12 protein-coding genes and 3 pseudogenes are annotated in these 17,967 nt (G+C 51.7%); 8 read left to right on the top strand and 7 right to left on the bottom strand.

Annotation, left to right across the window (positions count from 1 at the left end):
* A pseudogene (locus CRG49_RS05750) lies at nucleotides 1-138 on the bottom strand (IS1595 family transposase); the annotation flags it as partial.
* A 191-nt stretch (nucleotides 139-329) separates the two neighbouring features.
* On the opposite strand from CRG49_RS05750, the pseudogene CRG49_RS05745 reads away from it, so the two are divergent.
* Nucleotides 330-2,497 (top strand): annotated as a pseudogene (locus CRG49_RS05745) (TonB-dependent siderophore receptor).
* A gap of 70 nt (nucleotides 2,498-2,567) precedes the next feature.
* Here CRG49_RS05745 and aldA read toward each other — a convergent pair.
* Complete coding sequence (gene aldA, locus CRG49_RS05740; protein WP_095502515.1) at nucleotides 2,568-4,010, bottom strand: aldehyde dehydrogenase; 1,443 nt, start codon at nucleotides 4,008-4,010, stop codon at nucleotides 2,568-2,570.
* A 238-nt stretch (nucleotides 4,011-4,248) separates the two neighbouring features.
* Between aldA and trpB the strand changes: the two genes are divergently transcribed.
* The 4 genes from trpB (at nucleotide 4,249) to CRG49_RS05720 (ending at nucleotide 8,517) form a co-directional block, all read left to right on the top strand.
* Nucleotides 4,249-5,454 carry a tryptophan synthase subunit beta gene (gene trpB, locus CRG49_RS05735; RefSeq protein ID WP_095502514.1) on the top strand — a complete coding sequence of 402 codons (1,206 nt, stop codon included), beginning with the start codon at nucleotides 4,249-4,251 and terminating at the stop codon, nucleotides 5,452-5,454.
* Between the two features lie 91 nt (nucleotides 5,455-5,545).
* On the top strand, nucleotides 5,546-6,274 hold the full coding sequence (locus CRG49_RS05730) for a dienelactone hydrolase family protein (protein ID WP_095502513.1): 729 nt from the start codon (nucleotides 5,546-5,548) through the stop codon (nucleotides 6,272-6,274).
* Between the two features lie 70 nt (nucleotides 6,275-6,344).
* Nucleotides 6,345-7,151, top strand: coding sequence for a hypothetical protein (locus CRG49_RS05725; RefSeq protein ID WP_095502512.1), 807 nt, complete (start codon nucleotides 6,345-6,347; stop codon nucleotides 7,149-7,151).
* Nucleotides 7,152-7,242: 91 nt separating this feature from the next.
* Nucleotides 7,243-8,517, top strand: coding sequence for an O-acetylhomoserine aminocarboxypropyltransferase/cysteine synthase family protein (locus tag CRG49_RS05720; RefSeq protein ID WP_095502511.1), 1,275 nt, complete (start codon nucleotides 7,243-7,245; stop codon nucleotides 8,515-8,517).
* Nucleotides 8,518-8,711: 194 nt separating this feature from the next.
* Here CRG49_RS05720 and CRG49_RS05715 read toward each other — a convergent pair whose 3' ends face one another.
* On the bottom strand, nucleotides 8,712-9,665 hold the full coding sequence (locus CRG49_RS05715) for a bile acid:sodium symporter family protein (protein WP_095502510.1): 954 nt from the start codon (nucleotides 9,663-9,665) through the stop codon (nucleotides 8,712-8,714).
* 313 nt (nucleotides 9,666-9,978) lie between these two features.
* Here CRG49_RS05715 and CRG49_RS05710 point away from each other — a divergent pair, with 313 nt between their 5' ends.
* Nucleotides 9,979-10,368, top strand: a complete 390-nt coding sequence (locus CRG49_RS05710) for an MliC family protein (protein WP_157807897.1) — start codon at nucleotides 9,979-9,981, stop codon at nucleotides 10,366-10,368.
* Nucleotides 10,369-10,472: 104 nt separating this feature from the next.
* Here CRG49_RS05710 and CRG49_RS05705 read toward each other — a convergent pair whose 3' ends face one another.
* Nucleotides 10,473-10,709: a cytochrome-c oxidase gene (locus CRG49_RS05705; protein ID WP_095502508.1), complete on the bottom strand. Its 237-nt coding sequence runs from the start codon at nucleotides 10,707-10,709 to the stop codon at nucleotides 10,473-10,475.
* 179 nt (nucleotides 10,710-10,888) lie between these two features.
* Complete coding sequence (gene polA, locus CRG49_RS05700) at nucleotides 10,889-13,684, bottom strand: DNA polymerase I (protein ID WP_095502507.1); 2,796 nt, start codon at nucleotides 13,682-13,684, stop codon at nucleotides 10,889-10,891.
* Between the two features lie 346 nt (nucleotides 13,685-14,030).
* Here polA and CRG49_RS05695 point away from each other — a divergent pair.
* Nucleotides 14,031-14,577: pseudogene (locus CRG49_RS05695) on the top strand (carboxymuconolactone decarboxylase family protein).
* A gap of 68 nt (nucleotides 14,578-14,645) precedes the next feature.
* Here the strand turns inward: CRG49_RS05695 and CRG49_RS05690 are convergent.
* A complete protein-coding gene (locus CRG49_RS05690) occupies nucleotides 14,646-15,650 on the bottom strand; it encodes a quinone-dependent dihydroorotate dehydrogenase (protein WP_095502506.1) in 1,005 nt (334 codons plus the stop codon).
* Nucleotides 15,651-15,881: 231 nt separating this feature from the next.
* On the opposite strand from CRG49_RS05690, the gene CRG49_RS05685 reads away from it, so the two are divergent.
* Nucleotides 15,882-16,586: a fumarylacetoacetate hydrolase family protein gene (locus CRG49_RS05685; protein WP_095502505.1), complete on the top strand. Its 705-nt coding sequence runs from the start codon at nucleotides 15,882-15,884 to the stop codon at nucleotides 16,584-16,586.
* An 81-nt stretch (nucleotides 16,587-16,667) separates the two neighbouring features.
* On the opposite strand, the gene CRG49_RS05680 is transcribed toward CRG49_RS05685, so the two are convergent.
* Nucleotides 16,668-17,897 (bottom strand): capsule biosynthesis protein, encoded by a 1,230-nt coding sequence (locus CRG49_RS05680; protein ID WP_095502504.1) that lies wholly within the window; start codon nucleotides 17,895-17,897, stop codon nucleotides 16,668-16,670.
* Nucleotides 17,898-17,967: the final 70 nt, after the last annotated feature.

The following is a 17,967-nucleotide window of genomic DNA, read 5'->3' as shown; positions in this document are numbered from 1 at the left end:
AGCAGCAATCCTGTGTCTGATTTTCAGGAAAATAGGATTGATACTGCGTACACTAATGCCGGTCATTTTAGCAGTATCGGAAGCGGTCAAATCAAGAGCAAAACAGCGGATTATTTCTCTAAACTTTTGCTCTGAAATTTTGCTGAACTTTTGATACTTATTTTTAGTTTCATATTAGGAGCTTATCAGGTTTTTTGATGATTTTGCTTCCTAAGCCCCTTGCCATTTTTGATGTAAACACGCAGTCAACAGTTGTCAGGATAAATTGAGTAAATGTAGAATATAATTATTATCATTTATTTAAAATTAGTTGATATTTGGGAGAAAAAATGTTCCGCCACAATTTAACCGCTGCAGCCGTGTTGGCTGCATTATCATCTGTTGCCTTTGCCGCCGAAACCGAGCAAGCGGTGGATTTGGAAACCGTGCATGTTTCCGGCCAGCGTTCTTATAATGCCATCGCAACCGAAAAAGACGACGAATACAGCTCATCGGCCGTGACCGTCGGCACCAAAATTCCAGCATCTTTGCGCGATATTCCGCAATCCATCAGCATTTTGACCGACCAGCAAATCAAAGACCGCGATGTCGATACCTTCGACCAACTGGCGCGCCAAACGCCGGGCATGCGCGTGTTGGCCAATGACGATGGCCGCTCTTCCGTGTATGCGCGTGGTTATGAATACAGCGAATACAATGTCGACGGTTTATCATCGCCGATGGCCAGTATTTACGGCACCATGCCCAATCTGTTTGCTTTCGACCGCGTGGAACTGATGCGCGGCCCGAGCGGCTTGTTCGACAGCAGCGGTGAAATGGGCGGTATTGTGAACTTGGTGCGTAAGCGTCCGACCAAAGATTTCCAAGCCCATATTGGTGCGGGTGGTGGCACCAAAAAGCAATATAAACTCGAAGGCGATGTATCAGGCCGTCTGAACGCCGATGGCAGCGTGCGCGGCCGTGCCATGGCGCAAACATTCGGCTCTTCACCAAAACCGGCAGAAGACAACAACCATCACGAAACCGTTTACGCCGCGCTGGATTGGGACATCAACCCGAACACCACGTTTGGCTTGGGCTATCTTTATCAGCAGCGCCAAATCACCCCCGACAACGGCCTGCCGACCTATACCGACAAAACCACTCTGCCGGTAACGCATGACGTGTTGTCGGCGCGGATTGGAACGATTTCAACATGAAAAGCCATGATGTGTTTGCCGATTTGAAACATTATTTCGACAACGGCGGCTACGGCAAAATCGGCATGCGTTATGCCGACCGCAAATCGGATTCTAATTATGCCTTCGGTCTGAGCGGTGTCAATCCTGCCAATAATACGTTTAATGCCACCGGTTTGGGTTTGGAGGCCGAACAAAAAGCGTTTACCTTTGATGCCAGCTACAGCCAGCCGTTTGCATTGGGTGCGACGGCCAATGAATTTGTCGTCGGTATGGATTACAAAACCGTCGATTCAAGAACGGAGCGCGGCCAATACCACAACGGCACACCGCTTCGCCGCGGCATCGACTACCGCGATCTGTCGTCTATTGCCTATGAAGATGTTTTGGCGACCGCACGCAGCAACGGCAATTTGAATCATATTATTTCAGACAACGAAACCCGCGAACTGGGCGCATACGGCAAAGTCGTGTTCCGCCCGATAACCGATTGGTCGCTGATTGCCGGCGGGCGTGTCGGTCATTACAAACAGGAAAATTCAGGTTACAACCGCAGCTTCTCCCGCAATACCCGCCAAATGGCGACATCAACTTCAGCTTCCCAAGGCAGTCAAACCAAATTCACCGGCTACTTAGGCACAGTATGGGATTTCTCCGACACCGGCAGCCTGTATGCCAGCTACTCAACCTTGTTCCGCCCGCAATCGGAAACCGGTGAAGACGGCACACCGCTGAAACCGCGCGAAGGCAATCAATTGGAAGTAGGCTACAAAGGCAGCTACCTGAACGACCGCTTAAACACGCGTGTATCGCTGTATCGTTTGCAGGATAAAAATGCAGCAGCCAGCGTTGCCGGTTACAGCTATTCTTTGCCGCTGGCCAAGCGCGTGATGCAGGGCGTGGAAACCGAAATCAGCGGTGCGATTACGCCGAAATGGAATATCCACGCCGGTTACAGCTATTTAAACAGTAAAATCAAAACGCCGTCTTATGCATCTACTAATGATGATTTGTTCTTCCTGTTTATGCCGAAACACACGGTGAATTTGTGGACAACGTACAAACTCACGCCGAAATTTACCGTTGGCGGCGGTGTCAATGCGATGAGCAAGTTTGAGTCGAACCAAAACGTGAAAACCGGCGGCTATGCCACCTTTGACATGATGGCCGCGTATCAAGTGACGCCTAAATTGAAGGTTCAGGTCAATGCCGACAATATTTTCAACCGCAAATACTATACCCGCGTGGGTACGGTCGCGACGTTTAACATTCCGGGCGCGGAGCGCAGCGTGATGGCGAATGTGCGCTATGATTTTTAATGTGTTGAAATAAACAAAGGCCGTCTGAAATTTCAGACGGCCTTTTGATTAAACAATAAATTCAGACGGTTTAAATATCGGTTTCCAGATACACCACTTGGGTTTGCAAGTATTCTTCCAAACCGTGTTTGCCGTCGGCACCGCCGATGCCCGATTTTTTCCAACCGGCGTGGAAGCCTTGCATGGCTTCGAAGTTTTCGCGGTTGATGTAGGTTTCACCGAATTGCAGGCGGCGGGTGACGTAGAAGGCTTCGTTCAGATTGGTGGTGTACACCGAGCTGGTGAGGCCGAATTCGCAATCATTGGCCAGGCCGATGACTTCGTCCAGCGTTTCAAACGTTGCAATCGGCAATACTGGACCGAAGGTTTCTTCTTTCATGATGTCCATGCTGTTGTCGACATTGGTCAACACCGTCGGCTCGAAGAAAAAGCCCTTGCCTTCGGCACGTTTGCCGCCGCAGGCCAAAGTTGCGCCTTGCTGAACCGCACGTTCGACTTTTTCGGCCACCGATTTCACCGCACGTTCTTCAATCAGCGGACCCATTTCCAGCGCGCCGGTTTCTGCTTCGGCCGGATTGCCGAAACGCACGCCCTGCATGGCGGCAATCATTTTTTCGGTAAACGCGTCTTTCACGCTGTTGTGCACATACACGCGCTCGGCGCAGTTGCAGATTTGGCCGGTGTTGCCCACGCGTGAGGCCAAAATCGATTTCACTGCCAAATCTAAATCCGCATCTTTCAACACGATGGCAGGTGCTTTGCCGCCTAATTCCAGCGAAACTTTGGTGATGTTTTGCGATGCGGCTTCCATCACTTGGCGGCCGGCTTCAACCGAACCGGTCAGGCTCACCATATCGACTTGCGGATGCGCCGACAAGGCATTACCGATTTCGGCACCTGCACCGTTCACCACGTTGAATACACCGGCAGGTAGGCCGACTGAATCGACGATTTCGGCGAAAATATGGCAGTTAATCGGGGTCACGCTGCTTGGTTTCATCACGATGGTGTTACCGGTGACCAAAGCCGGGCCCATTTTGCGGGCAATCAGGAAAAACGGGAAATTCCACGGCAAAATGCCGGCAATCACACCCAGCGGACGTTTAAACAGCAAAATATTTTCGCGCGGACGGTCGCTTTGGATAATCTCGCCTTCATAGCGGCGCGCCCATTCGGCCTGATAATCCAGATAATCGGCGGTGAACATTACTTCCACGCGTGCCAAGTCTTTGGTTTTACCACCTTCAGCCACGATGGTGTCGGTCAGCTCATCAGCGCGCGCACGAATGCCGTCGGCGATTTTGCGCAGATACGCACCACGCTCAACCGCCGGTGTGCGTTCCCATTCGGTTTGCGCCAAACGCGCCGCCGCAACCGCACGATCCACATCGGTCGCGCTGCCTTTCGGCTCTTTGGCAATCACTTCTTCGGTCGATGGGTTCAACACATCGCGCCATTGGCCTTGAAAATCGTTTTCAAAGCGGCCGTTGATGTACATCGCTAATTGTTTCATGCGTTTCTCCTGAGGTTGTAGTTGGATGTAATTAAAGTGTAGAAAATAATGCCGTCTGAAACAAGTAAAAAATGATGGCGGCGTGTCTGTAAGTATTAATATTTTGATTTTAAACAAATAATTTGATGAGGCCGTCTGAAAACAAATCGCAGGTAAATCGTTTATAATAGAAACGGATTCGCCGTCATCACATTTTCAGACGGCCAGAATGAAACGAATAATAGAGGACAGTCACAACATGGCAAAAGAGCAGTTAAATCCCATGATTCTGCCGGATTCAGACGGCAATTTCGGCAAACACGGCGGAAAAATCGGCCATCCCGAATTGGCCAAGGCTTTAGAAGAATTAAACACCGCGTTTCACAACATCATCGGCGATGAAGATTTCATCAACGAAATGAAACGCCTACAGGCAACTTATGTCGGCCGCCCAAGCCCGATTTACCATGCCAAAAGCCTGTCGCAACGCGGCGCACAAATTTTCCTGAAACGCGAAGATTTAAACCACACCGGCGCACACAAAATCAACCACTGCATCGGTGAAGCGTTGTTGGCGAAAAAAATGGGCAAAACCAAAGTCATTGCCGAAACCGGCGCGGGGCAACACGGCGTGGCGCTGGCAACCGCTTCGGCCTTGGTCGGCTTGGAATGTGAAATCCACATGGGCGTGGTCGATATTGCCAAAGAGCATCCCAATGTATCGCGTATGAAGATTTTGGGCGCGAAAATCGTGCCGGTGTCTGCCGGTGCGGGCACGCTGAAAGAGGCGGTGGATTCGGCATTTGAATCGTATTTGTCGCAAATGGATACGGCTATGTTTGCCATCGGTTCGGTGGTAGGGCCTGCGCCTTATCCGGAAATGGTGGCGTATTTCCAATCGATTGTCGGCCACGAAGCGCGCGAACAATTTGCTCAACAATATGGCGGCTTGCCCGATGAAGTGGTGGCCTGCGTGGGTGGTGGCTCAAATGCCATCGGCTTGTTCAACGCCTTTATCGACGATGAATCAGTCAACTTGGTCGGTGTCGAGCCGGCCGGTGAAGGCTTGGACAAACCCGGCCGCCACGCCGCAACCATGGCCAAAGGCACGTTTGGCAACATTCAAGGTTTCAACTGCTATTATTTGCAAGAAGAAGACGGCACACCCGCTGCCGTGCATTCCATCGCATCCGGTTTGGATTATCCGGGCGTGGGGCCGCAACACTGCCTGCTGAAAGACAATGGCCGCGGCCGCTACGAATGCGCCACCGACCAAGAATGTTTGGATGCGTTTTTAACCCTGTCGCGCGAAGAGGGCATTATTCCGGCGCTGGAGTCGTCCCACGCCATCGCCTACGCCTTGCGCCGCGCCGCCGAACTCGACAGCAGCAAGCGACTGCTGGTGAATTTGTCCGGCCGCGGTGACAAAGACATTGATTATGTGTTGAGTAAAATCGAAGTTTAATGATAAAAATAGGCCGTCTGAAAGTATGTTTTCAGACGGCCTCATCTCACCCAAATCCCCCCAAGTCTAACCATCAGAGAAAGGAAAGATCATGAGCATTCTCACACGCACCGTCAGCTACACCGACAGCACCGGCACTACCCTGCAAAGTCATTTCGCCTATCCGGCACAAGGCGAAAAAGCCGCCGCCGTGTTGGTCGCCCCCGAATGGTGGGGCTTGAGCGAACACGCTAAAAACAGCGCCGAGCGTTTGGCCGAACAAGGTTATGCCGCACTGGCCACCGACTTATACGGCAATGCCATGCTCACCGAAGATGCCGCCGTGGCTGGTGAAAACATGATGAAGCTGGTGAATAATCCCGAATTATTGGCCGAACGCACGCAGCTGGCTTTAGATGCCTTAGTGGCACAAGCCGAAAGCGACGGCGAGCGCTTGGCGGCCATCGGTTTCTGCTTCGGCGGCCGCGTGGTATTGGAAGCCGCCCGCAATGGTGCGCCATTGAAAGCGGTGGCGAGCTTCCATGGCAATCTCACGCCTTCCAAACCGGCGGAAAAAGGCGCGATTAAAGGCGAATTGCTGATTGAACACGGTGAGCTGGATACCTTGGTGACCATGGAAGATGTTGAAGCCTTCCGCGCCGAAATGGAAGCCGCCGAAGCCCGTTTCTACATTGATGTGTTCCTCAATGCGAAACACGGCTTCACCAACCCGAAAGCCACCCACAACGGCGAGCGCAACGGCGTGGATTTAGGTTATCAGCAAGAAGCGGCTGAGCAATCATGGCAAAATATGCTGGATTTGTTCAAACGCGTGTTATAAAGTAATATTGATTTATAATATCAACAGGCCGTCTGAAATCAGGCGGCCTTATATCAAAAGGGAGAACAAAATGAACAAAATCACATGGGCAGCGCTTGCGCTGACCTTAAGTGCGCCTGCTTGGGCGCAAACACCGGTAGAAATCGTGCATCGCTTTTATCCGAAAGTTTATCGGGCGCAAAGCTGTTTTGTGGCGCAGAAAGATGACGCTTTTTACTGCATGAAGCAGGTGAAAACCGAAGTGCGCGATACGGCTTCCGGCCGGCTGATGTATTTGCTGTTTGCCGGCGACCGCTTCAATTTTGCCACCGGCAAACCCGACGGCAGCCATGTCGAGTTAGGGTTGGCCGGTATGTTTGTGCTGAAATTTTTATCGGGCAACGATTGGGAATTGGTGGCCGCCAAGCCCAAAGCTTCGGTGGGCTCGTTTGGCAACGCACCTTCCGCTGATTTGTGGACATTTCACGAATTCGGCCCCGGCCGTTGGGGCTTTTTAACCGAGCATAGCGATATGCACCAAGGTCATGCCGGCAGCGCTTATGTCGTTTATGCCCACAACGGCAAGCGCATCAGCGAAAGCTGGCTAACCGCCAGCTACAACAATTTGGGTGCGTATGGCGATAATTGTGAAATGTATCGTGAGGAAGGCGCCAAAGCCATGCGTGAATGCCGCGCCAAATTGAGCGATCTTGAGAGCAAAATCAAAATCCGCCGCGATTTGCCCGCAACCAACGGCTTTTATCCGCTACAGCTGACATTATCCGGCTATGAAGGCCGCAAAACCTACCGCAATCAGGCTTATGTTTTGCCGTTTAATGCCAAGAAAAATCAATATCTCCAGCCGAAAAACTATTCTTTGCGCGACAAAGAATATTGATAGAGAATATCTTTCAGACGGCCTAATAAATTCTCAGGCCGTCTGAAAAAAAGATTCATGCAACCATGCTAGTTCAATAAAAAGGAAAAACATGAAACGAGAAACCATCGCCCTGCACGCAGGCTATCATTCCGACCCGACCACCAAAGCTGCTGCCGTGCCGATTTACCAAACCACGTCGTACACCTTTGACGACACCCAACACGGCGCCGATTTGTTCAATTTGGCCGTGCCGGGCAACATCTACACCCGCATCATGAACCCGACCACCGCCGTGTTGGAAGAGCGTGTGGCCAAGCTCGAAGGCGGCATCGCTGCATTGGCCGTGGCCAGCGGCATGGCGGCGATTACCTATGCCGTGCAAACCTTAGTGGAAGCGGGCGACAACATCATCACCACCAAAACACTCTACGGTGGCACCTACAATTTCTTCGCCCACAGTCTGCCGCGCCAAGGCATTGAAGTGCGCTTTATCGATGCCGACAAGCCCGAGCAAATCGCCGCGCTGGCCGATGAGCGCACCAAGCTGGTGTATTGCGAATCCATCGGCAATCCGGCGATTAACGTGGTGGACATTAAAGCCTTTGCCGAAGCCGCCCACGCACAAGGTTTGCCGCTGATGGTGGACAATACCGTGCCGTCTCCGGCTTTGTTCCGCCCGATTGAACACGGTGCCGATATCGTGGTGCAATCGCTGACCAAATACATCGGCGGCCACGGCACCACCATCGGCGGCGCGATTATCGACGGTGGCCAATTCCAATGGGCCGGCAATCCGCGTTTCGACAAAATTTTCAACCAACCCGACCCGTCTTACCACGGCGTGAACTACACCGAACACTTCGGCGCCGCAGCCTACATCGCCCGCGCCCGCGTGGTGCCGCTGCGCAACACCGGTGCCGCTTTGTCGCCGCAAAGCGCGTTTTTACTGCTGCAAGGCTTGGAAACGCTCGCCCTGCGTATGGAACGCCATTGTGAAAACGCCGTGAAAGTGGCCGAATTCCTGCAAAATCATCCGCAAGTGGCGTGGGTGAACTATCCTGCGCTGGCCGACAGCCCGTATAAAGCCTTAATCGACCGCGACTACGGCGGTAAAGCTTCAGGTTTGCTCAGCTTCGGCATCAAAGGCGGCCGCGAAGCCGGTGCCAAATTCATCGACGCGCTGCAACTCTTCTTGCGCTTGGTGAACATCGGCGACGCCAAATCACTCGCCACCCATCCGGCCAGCACCACCCACCGCCAGTTAAACGACGAAGAGCTTGCCGCCGCTGGAGTTGGCGCCGACATGGTACGCCTGAGCGTGGGCATTGAGCATATCGATGACTTGTTGGCTGATTTGTCGCAAGCGTTGGAAGCGGCGAAGTAATGCGTTGAATAAATAGTTAGGCCGTCTGAAAAGCCATTACGGGTAGGGTGGGTGTGAACCCACCATGATGTTTAATCCGCAATGGTTGAAAGAGGGAATGGAAAAAGGTGGGTTGACACCCACCCTACCAAATCAAAAGGCCGTCTGAAAGCATAACTTTCAGACGGCCTTTCTATCGCTTATTTAATATCCTACTATTGCGCTTTACGCTTATCCCACCACGCAAACAGGTTGCCCAATACTGTGCCGGATACCGAGTGCCACACGCAGGCGACGGCAGTAGCGACGGCGGATTCGGCGTTGGTTGGGAAGAATTTCGCGCTCAAGCCCGTGGCTAAACCGGCATTTTGTACGCCCACTTCAATGGCCAGCGTGCGCTTTTTCGCCGTGTTCATGCCGAACAATGCGCCCGAGTAAAAGCCCAAGACATAGCCGACAATATTGTGCGCAGCAATCGCCAACACCATCACAAACGCCGATTCCATAAAGCGGTGGCCATGTACCGCGGCCACGCCGCCAACAATGCAGGCAAACGCCAACACCGCCACGCCGGGCATAATCGCGCGCACTTCGGCAAACCAGGCTTGGCGTTCAAACAACATATTACACACCGAGCCGATCACCACCGGCAGCAGCGTCACCAGCAGCATGAATTTAAACATCGCCCAGCCGTCCATCTCGACGGTTTGGCCGACCAAATACATCATCCATAAAGGCGTCATCACCGGCGCCAACACAGTCGAAACCGTGGTCATGCCGACAGAAAACGCCACGTCACCTTTGGCCAAAAACGCCATGATGTTGGAAGACACGCCGCCGGGGCAGGTGCCAACCAAGACCAAGCCCAAAGTCAGGCCGGGCGACAGGTTGAAGGCTTTGGCAATCGCCAGCGCCACCAGCGGCATAATGGTGTATTGTGCAATCGAGCCGACAAAAATATCAAACGGGCGTTGCGCCAAAATGCGGTAGTCGGCCTTGCCCAAAGTCATGCCCATGCCAAGCATGATGATGCCCAACACCAAAATCTGCGTGTCGCCTTTTACCCAAGCGAAGGTAGCCGGTTCGATAAAGGCGATGATGGAAGCCAAAATAATCACCGGTGCAGTAAATCGCGTCAGTTGGTGGCTGATGGCAGCAAAAATCGACATTTGGTTATCCTTATAGAGAAAAATCGGTAAGGCGTTTTTTAACAGATTTTTACTGTGTTTAGCAAATACGTTACGGCCAAAATCTGCGGCAATTTATCGAATAAGTGCGCATAATCTACTGTTTGTTACCATAATATTTCATCAATCTATCAACGAAATGAGGCCGTCTGAAACATAATGGTTCAGACGGCCTTACAATTGGTGTTTACAGGCTAATTTTTCAGACGGCCTGATAAGTTTTACAGGAAATTGTAGTAGAATGTAATTGTTATCGGTAATGCATAAGCATAACGCAACTGAAAAGGAGTGTTTTATGAAAACCATCACCGCCGCCACATTGGCCGCTTCGATTACCCTGTTGGCTGCCTGCGCCCAAAGCGGCAACAGCCACAGCCATCATCATCACGACCATGGCCATCACCGTCATCATAAAGTTGACATGAGCAAACCGATGACCTTCGAATGCAACAACGGCATGACGGTAAATGTTCAAAAAGCCGGCCAAGACAAGGTGAAACTTACCGTAGAAAACCGCAGCGCCGTGTTGACTCAAACCTCCGCCGCTTCGGGCGAACTCTACACCGGCACCACCGGCCTGTGGGGCACCGGCGCGGAATGGCACCAAAAAGGCAGTGAAGCCCACTTTGCATACACCGGCTTACACGGTGCCAAAGGCGCAACCGCCTGCTATCACGGCAAATAATTTCGGTGTGTGAAATCGTGTTATCGCAATAAAAACACGTTTGCCTAAAACAAAAGGCCGTCTAAAACTTATGTTTTCAGACGGCCTTTCGTATAGTTTAACCATTAATCCTTATCATTGCCGGCCACATCGTTGACTACATCTTCCACAAACTGTTCGACAGGATTAATGCCCGACTGCTCACGCACGATTTGGCGCTGCTCATCGGTCAACGGCTCATATACTTCCGTCGCCGCACGCTCACGCGCTTCTTCACGCTTGCGGTCTTGCTCTTCAAAGCTCTCATAAGGCTGCGGCTTCACTTTACTCAAATCCACTTCATCGCCTTTAAAAATGCTCATATCTCGCTCCTTTGCGTTATTGCGGGGTATGGATTGAGTGTAAACAAATAGGGGCGGGGTGGCAAGTAAGGATGGGTAAAGGCCGATCTGTGCAAAACTCAATTTGCGCCTGTTCATGTCGCGAGATTTTTTAAAAATCTAAAGTTATGCACAAGAGACGGCCTTTGTTTACCTAACCATCAATGCGCTTCGTCCCAATTCTCTCCCACGCCCACTTCAGCCACCAGCGGCACCTTCAATTCACCTTTGGCGACATCGGCCATAATCTCGGGCAGTTTCTGTTTGACTAAATCCAATTCCGATTCCACCACTTCCAGCACCAATTCGTCATGCACCTGCATAATCAGTTTGCTTTGCAGGCCGTCTGAAACGAGCCATTGGCGCACGTCTTTCATGGCGCGTTTGATGAGGTCGGACGCGGTGCCTTGCATGGGGGCGTTGATGGCGGCGCGTTCGGCACCGGCGCGGGCGTTGCCGTTTTTGCTGTGGATATCGAGCAGGTAGAGGCGGCGGCCGAATTGAGTTTCGACGTAGCCTTGCTGTGCGGCTTGTTCTTTGGTGCGTTGCATGTAATCGGCCACGCCCGGGTAGCGGGCGAAGTAGCGGTCGATAAAGTTTTTCGCCGACACGGCATCGATGCCGAGTGATTTGGCCAGCCCGTATTGACCCATGCCGTAAATCAGGCCGAAGTTGATGGTTTTGGCGTAGCGGCGTTGGTCGGCGCTGACGTTTTCGGGGGCAACGCCGAACACTTCGGCGGCGGTGCGGCGGTGTACGTCTTCGCCGTTTTGGAACGCTTCAAGCAGGGTTTTGTCGCCGCTCAAGTGCGCCATAATCCGCAATTCGATTTGCGAGTAGTCGGCAGAAACAATCACGCTGCCGACTGGTGCGTTGAAGGCGCGGCGCACTTTGCGGCCTTCTTCGGTGCGGATGGGTATGTTTTGCAGGTTGGGGTTGTTGCTCGCCAAGCGGCCGGTGATGGCGACGGCTTGGGCGTAGGTGGTGTGCACGCGGCCGGTGCGCGGGTTGACCATTTCCGGCAGCTTGTCGGTGTAGGTGGATTTGAGTTTGGCCAAGCCGCGGTTTTCCAAGATGATTTTCGGTAATGGAAAATCGGCGGCCAGTTGTTCTAACACGGCTTCGTTGGTCGATACGCCGCCTGATGCGGTTTTTTTCAGGCCTTTGGTCGGAATGCCCATTTTGCCGAACAGGATTTCTTGCAGCTGTTTCGGCGAATTGAGGTTAAACGGCTGACCGGCGGCTTCATAGGCTTGCTGTTCCAATTCGAGCAAGCGGCGGCCGAGCTCGTGGCTTTGGGCGGCCAATTCGGCTTTGTCGATTTGCACGCCGGTGCGTTCCATTTCAAACAACACCTGTGCTACGGGCAATTCCATGTTTTGATAAATATCGCGCTGCTTGTCGTCCATTTGTTTGACCAAATGGTTTTCGATGCGCAGGGCGAAATCGGCATCTTGGCAGGCGTATTCGGTGGCTTGTTCTAAGGCGACATCGGCAAACGAAATCGCTTTCGCCCCCTTGCCGCACAAGGATTCGTAGGTCACGGTTTCCAAACCCAGCCAACGCTCGGCCAGCTCATCCAAGCCGTGTCCCAAATGGCTTTCTACAATATAAGAAGCGAGCATGGCATCGCCGCTGATGCCTTGAAGCGCGATGTCGTAATTGGCGAACACGTGTTGGTCGTATTTCAGGTTTTGGCCGATTTTGTGCAGCGTTTCGCTTTCTAAAAATGGTTTCAGACGGCCTAATACGTCTTCCAAAGCCAATTGGTCGGGCGCGGCGGCCGGCGTGTGGCCGACCGGAATATACACCGCTTCGCCGGCGGCAAAGGCGATGCTGATGCCGACCAATTGCGCGTTCATGGCATCGAGTGAGGTGGTTTCGGTGTCGAGGCCGATGGTGTGCGCGGCGGCGAGTTTGCTTAATAAGTCGGCAAACTGGGCTTCGGTGGTGATGGCTTGGTAATCCAGCTTGGCCGGTTTTTCGGCTTGGGTGATGATGTGTTCAGACGGCATTTCAGCGGCCAATGCGGCTTGTTCGCCGATGTCGAGATTGGCAAACAAATCATCGCCTTGAGCCGTTTCGCGCAGACGCTCTTCCGCTTCTTTGAGCCAAGTGCGGAAGTTGAGGCGCTTGAATTCGACTGCCAATTGAGACCATTTCGGGGTTTGGCGGCGCAGGCTGTCGAGGCCGTCTGAAAGCTCGCCGTGCAAATCCAAATCGGTTTTAATGGTGACCAATTCATACGATAAAGGCAGGCGCGGCAGGGCGGCTTGCAGGTTTTCGCCGACTTTGCCTTTGATTTCGGCCGCGTTGGCCATCACGCCTTCGAGTGAGCCGTATTGCTCCAGCCATTTGACGGCGGTTTTCGGGCCACATTTTTCCACACCCGGTACGTTGTCCACTTTGTCGCCCATCAGCGCCAGATAATCGCGGATTTGGTCGGGGCGCACGCCGAATTTGGCGGCCACGCCTTCGCTGTCGAGCGTTTCGCCGCTCATGGTGTTGACTAAAGTGACTTGTTCGTTGACCAATTGCGCCATGTCTTTGTCGCCGGTGGACACAATCACGTTCATGCCCGCATCGCCGCCTTGTTGCGCCAGCGTGCCAATCACGTCATCGGCTTCCACGCCCGGAATCACCAACACCGGCCAGCCCATCAGCCGCACCAGTTCCGGCAGTATTTCCGCTTGCGGGCGCAAATCATCGGGCATAGGCGGGCGGGTGGCTTTGTAGTCGGCAAACATATCGTGGCGGAAGTTTTTGCCTTTGGCATCAAACACTACTGCGCAATAATCGTGCACATGGTCGGCACGCAGACGGCGCAGCATGTTTAACACGCCGTACACCGCGCCGGTGGGTGTGCCGTCGGGGGCGGTGAGCGGTGCCATCGCGTGGTAGGCGCGGTAGAGATAAGATGAGCCGTCGACTAACAGCAGGGTTTGGTTTGATGACATGATAAAGCCTTTGCAACAACGGCGCGTGATGAAACAGGCCGTCTGAAATCTAAGAAAATAAAGTACATTATAAAGGAAAAGACAGCGTTCTTTATATATTGCGGCTGTGGTTTGGCAGGTATATGAAATAACCGCCATAAATTAATGCCATGTTGGAAAATAGTGTCAGATGGCGTGTTAATAAATAAGCTAATGTGATGATAGTAATTTAATTTTGAATAAAATCATATATCTGCTGTTAATATAGCTTTTGGTTTTAAGCAAATAACTTTTAGTGCTTTTACTATCTGTACGAATCGGCTAGCATGGTTTGTTTATTTTTATTTGATGGATAAAGGAAATCATCATGGCACGTTTGACCGTACACAATTTGGATACCGTTCCTGAAGCTGCGAAACCACGCATGGAAGCGGTTTTGAAAAACAACGGCTTTATCCCGAATTTAATCGGCGTTTTGTCGAATGCCCCTGAAGCCTTGGCGTTTTATCAAGAAGTCGGCAAGATGAATGCCGCCAACAGTCTGACCGCCGGTGAAGTGGAGGTGGTGCAAATCATCGCTGCCAAAACCAACGAATGCGGTTTCTGCGTGGCCGGCCACACCAAATTGGCGACCTTGAAAAAGCTGATGTCCGAGCAGTCTATCCAAGCCGCGCGCTTTGGATGCGGGTGCATTTGACGATGAGAAATTGTCTGCATTGGCGGCGTTTACCCAAGCGGTGATGGCGAAAAAAGGCGCGGTAGCCGATGCCGAATTGCAAGCTTTCTTCGATGCCGGTTACAACCAGCAGCAAGCGGTTGAAGTGGTGATGGGTGTGGCTTTGGCGACCTTGTGTAACTATGTCAACAATTTGGCGCAATCTGACATCAACCCTGAATTGCAAGCATACGCTTAATGATTGGTTTAAAATAAACAAAGGCCGTCTGAAACGTTCAGATGGCCTTTGTTTATGGATGATTGTGTTTAGCGAATCGCAGCGATGCAGTCTTTCACCAGTGCAGGGCCTTGGTAGATTAAGCCACTGTACACTTGCACGGCGGTCGCGCCCAAGCGGATTTTTTCGGCGGCATCTTGGCCTGATGTGATGCCGCCGACACCGATAATCGGCAATGCACCGTCGATGTGTTCAGCCAATAATTTCAGCACTTGGTTGCTTTTCTCACGCACCGGCAAGCCGCTCAAGCCGCCTTGTTCTTGCGCTAAGACGTGGTTGCCTAATGACGATTTGTCGATGGTGGTGTTGGTGGCGATGATGCCGTCCATTTGCACGTTTTTAACCACGTGGGCGATGTCTTCGATTTGCGCTTCGTCCAAATCAGGGGCAATTTTCACTGCCAGCGGCACATATTTACTGTGTGCTGCGTGTAAGTGCGCCTGTTTGTTTTTCAAGGTTTCCAGCAATGCGCTCAATTCGTCGCCGCCTTGTAAGGCGCGCAGGTTTTTGGTGTTCGGCGAAGAAATGTTCACGGTGATGTAATCGGCGTGGGCGTAGGCTTTTTCTAAACAAATCAGGTAATCATCGGCCGCATGTTCAATCGGGGTCACGGCGTTCTTACCGATATTGATGCCCAAAATGCCTTTGTAGCTGCTGGCTTCGATGTTGCGAATCATGGCATCGATGCCGTGGTTGTTGAAGCCCATGCGGTTGATGATGCCTTGGTGTTCGGGCACGCGGAAAAGGCGCGGTTGTGGGTTGCCGGGTTGTGGTTTGGGGGTGACGGTACCGACTTCAAGAAAGCCGAAACCGAGTGCGCCGAACGCATCAATGCATTCGCCGTTTTTATCCAAGCCTGCCGCCAAGCCGATCGGATTGGGCAGGTGCAGCCCCATCAGTTTGGTGGCTTTACCTTGGTTGTTGGCAAAGGGAATCAGGCCGATTTTGTGTAGGTTTTTCAGGCTTGTGAGGGTGAGGTGGTGAGCCTTTTCAGCATCGAGTTTGAATAAGGCGGAGCGGGCGAGGGCATACATGGGCAGGCTTTCTCAATAGTGGAAACAATGGCGGTATTTTACCTGAAAAAATGGCTTAGGCCGTCTGAAACAGTTTGTAAGCTGATAATGGTCAAGCTTCTTGTATCCAAATCTGAGGTTTTTAAAGGCTGCGACCTGATGAATCCACGCTTAAGCGAAAACGCACATCAGCTTAAATGAATCTGCTAAACTGTCGGCCAAATTGTCTTGATAAAAAACAAAGGAGAAATCATGTCATACGTTTTCGAGCCGGTTCAGACGGCCGCTTTGCCGGTGGCCGGCAGCAGCGACAAATATTCCGTGCGCCGCGTGTATTGCGTCGGCCGCAATTATGCCGATCATGCGCGCGAGATGGGTTCTGATCCCGACCGCGAGCCGCCGTTTTTCTTTTGCAAACCGAACGACTGCCAATCCATCGTGCCGGTGGCGGCCAATGAAATGGTCGATTTGCCGTATCCGAGTTTGACATCAAACTATCATTATGAAGTGGAATTGGTGGTGGCCATCGGCAAGGGTGGCCAAAATATCCGTGCGGAAGATGCGGAAAGCCATATTTTTGGCTACGCCGTCGGCTTGGACATGACCCGCCGCGACTTGCAGGCGCAAATGCGCGAAATCGGTCGCCCGTGGGAAATCGGCAAAGCGTTTGATTTTTCAGCGCCGATTGGTGAGTTGCACCGCATCAGCGAAACCGGTGCGTTGTCTGATGCGGCAATTGAATTGAGTGTCAACGGTGAAACCAAGCAAAGCAGCAACATCAATCACCTGACATGGAGCGTGGCGGAAACGATTGCCAAATTATCGGAATTGTTTACCCTGCAACCGGGCGATTTGATTTTCACCGGTACGCCCGAAGGTGTGGGCGCGGTGGTGAAAGGCGATACCATTCGCGCGAAAGTTGAAGGATTGACCAGCATTACAGTGTGCATTAAGTAAGTGTAGGGTTTTAATAAAACAGGCCGTCTGAAAGATGATTGTTCAGATGGCCTTGGTCATGTGGCATCGGTTCGGCGGGTGTCAGATGTCCGGAAAATTAACGCGGCTGTAAAAGCTGCCGTTGATTTGGGTCATGTTGATGTGAAACATGCGGTATGCATGAAATAAGCTGCTATCCGGTGGTGTCGGGTTTTTCCAAAAATCAGCCAATTTGCCTTGATAAGTCATGCCGTCGATGTCGTAGTGTGCCCTGCCCAATACCTTAACCGGCATATTATGAATCAAGGCGGATAAACCGCTGGTGCTGTTGATGGTCACCATGCCGATGCCGTGGCGCAGGAAAACCGGTAACGGCACATCATGGACATAAATAATCCGCCCTTTCAATCGAGGATGCTTTTTGATAAAACACTTAATCACCCGGCCATAATCAATAAAGCCGCGATCCATCGGATGATGCTTGATGATCAGCGTCACATCATCAGGCGCATGCATGGAAAATGAAGCAAGAACATGCAATAAAAAGCTGCGTACCGTTGAAAAGTCGCAATGGTTACGCACCTGACTGTCGTTGGAGACCTGTAGCGGCACCACAAAAAACTTACCGAATTTCCCTGCCTCGATTTGTTTGGCAAAGTTGGCATCTTCAATCCAGTAGTACAGCCGTTTAAATGTGGATAATGACCATAGCTTGGCGTAATGATCCAAATTTAAGGCACGATGGTGTATATAGTATGGGTATTTTTTACGGCGGCGGTTGGCTTCAATATAGTATCGGGCCGCATTTTGTGCCATGGGCTTAAAGCCACCGGGTACAGGGGCAGGATCTTGATATTCCTGGGTGGCCAATAGAGGAAATTGCGCATTAAAAAAACCGGCAGTACGCGGCAGCGGAGAAAAAGCATTGACACCTGATTTTTCTAAGGTAATAAAGAAAGGGCGGAAATAGCCTTCTTCAAAAGCCCAAAAATTGACACCACATTGTTCGCTTACCTGACGTGCCTGCAGGTGATAAGGGCGGGTATCACCGAAGCAGACCACCGCCTGAATGCGGTATTCTTTGATGTAAGTTTCAAGATAAGCCGGGAAATCGTGATAGTTTCCCAGATAGGCATGGGTATGCTCGATGGTCTCGGGGTAGAAGTATTCATCACCGGCATTAAAGTTGAATTTGTGAACAGTTTTTCCATGGGTATCTGTCAGCCACGTTGCAAAATGCTGAAAAAAAGCCCCAACAGGCCCCTGCAGCAGCAAAATGCGTTCGGCAGTTGCCACCAGTTCATGAAGATAGCTTTTAAATAAATGGTTCATTAGGGTCGTGTACACATAGAAACTGGATAAAAATGGAATGTTGAGTTGTTGTAAGGTTTCCATTTTGTTT

Source organism: Neisseria sp. N95_16, assembly GCF_002551535.2.
Lineage (GTDB): Bacteria > Pseudomonadota > Gammaproteobacteria > Burkholderiales > Neisseriaceae > Neisseria > Neisseria brasiliensis.
Note: the sequence above shows the minus strand (reverse complement) of the source record. Positions and strands in the feature narration are given on the sequence as shown.

Excerpts from the sequence above, each read along its gene's own strand:
- aldA (WP_095502515.1), bottom strand. The coding sequence starts at position 4,010 with ATGAAACAATTAGCGATGTACATCAACGGCCGCTTTGAAAACGATTTT.
- trpB (WP_095502514.1), top strand. The coding sequence starts at position 4,249 with ATGGCAAAAGAGCAGTTAAATCCCATGATTCTGCCGGATTCAGACGGC.
- CRG49_RS05730 (WP_095502513.1), top strand. The coding sequence starts at position 5,546 with ATGAGCATTCTCACACGCACCGTCAGCTACACCGACAGCACCGGCACT.
- CRG49_RS05725 (WP_095502512.1), top strand. The coding sequence starts at position 6,345 with ATGAACAAAATCACATGGGCAGCGCTTGCGCTGACCTTAAGTGCGCCT.
- CRG49_RS05720 (WP_095502511.1), top strand. The coding sequence starts at position 7,243 with ATGAAACGAGAAACCATCGCCCTGCACGCAGGCTATCATTCCGACCCG.
- CRG49_RS05715 (WP_095502510.1), bottom strand. The coding sequence starts at position 9,665 with ATGTCGATTTTTGCTGCCATCAGCCACCAACTGACGCGATTTACTGCA.
- CRG49_RS05710 (WP_157807897.1), top strand. The coding sequence starts at position 9,979 with ATGAAAACCATCACCGCCGCCACATTGGCCGCTTCGATTACCCTGTTG.
- CRG49_RS05705 (WP_095502508.1), bottom strand. The coding sequence starts at position 10,709 with ATGAGCATTTTTAAAGGCGATGAAGTGGATTTGAGTAAAGTGAAGCCG.
- polA (WP_095502507.1), bottom strand. The coding sequence starts at position 13,684 with ATGTCATCAAACCAAACCCTGCTGTTAGTCGACGGCTCATCTTATCTC.
- CRG49_RS05690 (WP_095502506.1), bottom strand. The coding sequence starts at position 15,650 with ATGTATGCCCTCGCCCGCTCCGCCTTATTCAAACTCGATGCTGAAAAG.
- CRG49_RS05685 (WP_095502505.1), top strand. The coding sequence starts at position 15,882 with ATGTCATACGTTTTCGAGCCGGTTCAGACGGCCGCTTTGCCGGTGGCC.
- CRG49_RS05680 (WP_095502504.1), bottom strand. The coding sequence starts at position 17,897 with ATGAACCATTTATTTAAAAGCTATCTTCATGAACTGGTGGCAACTGCC.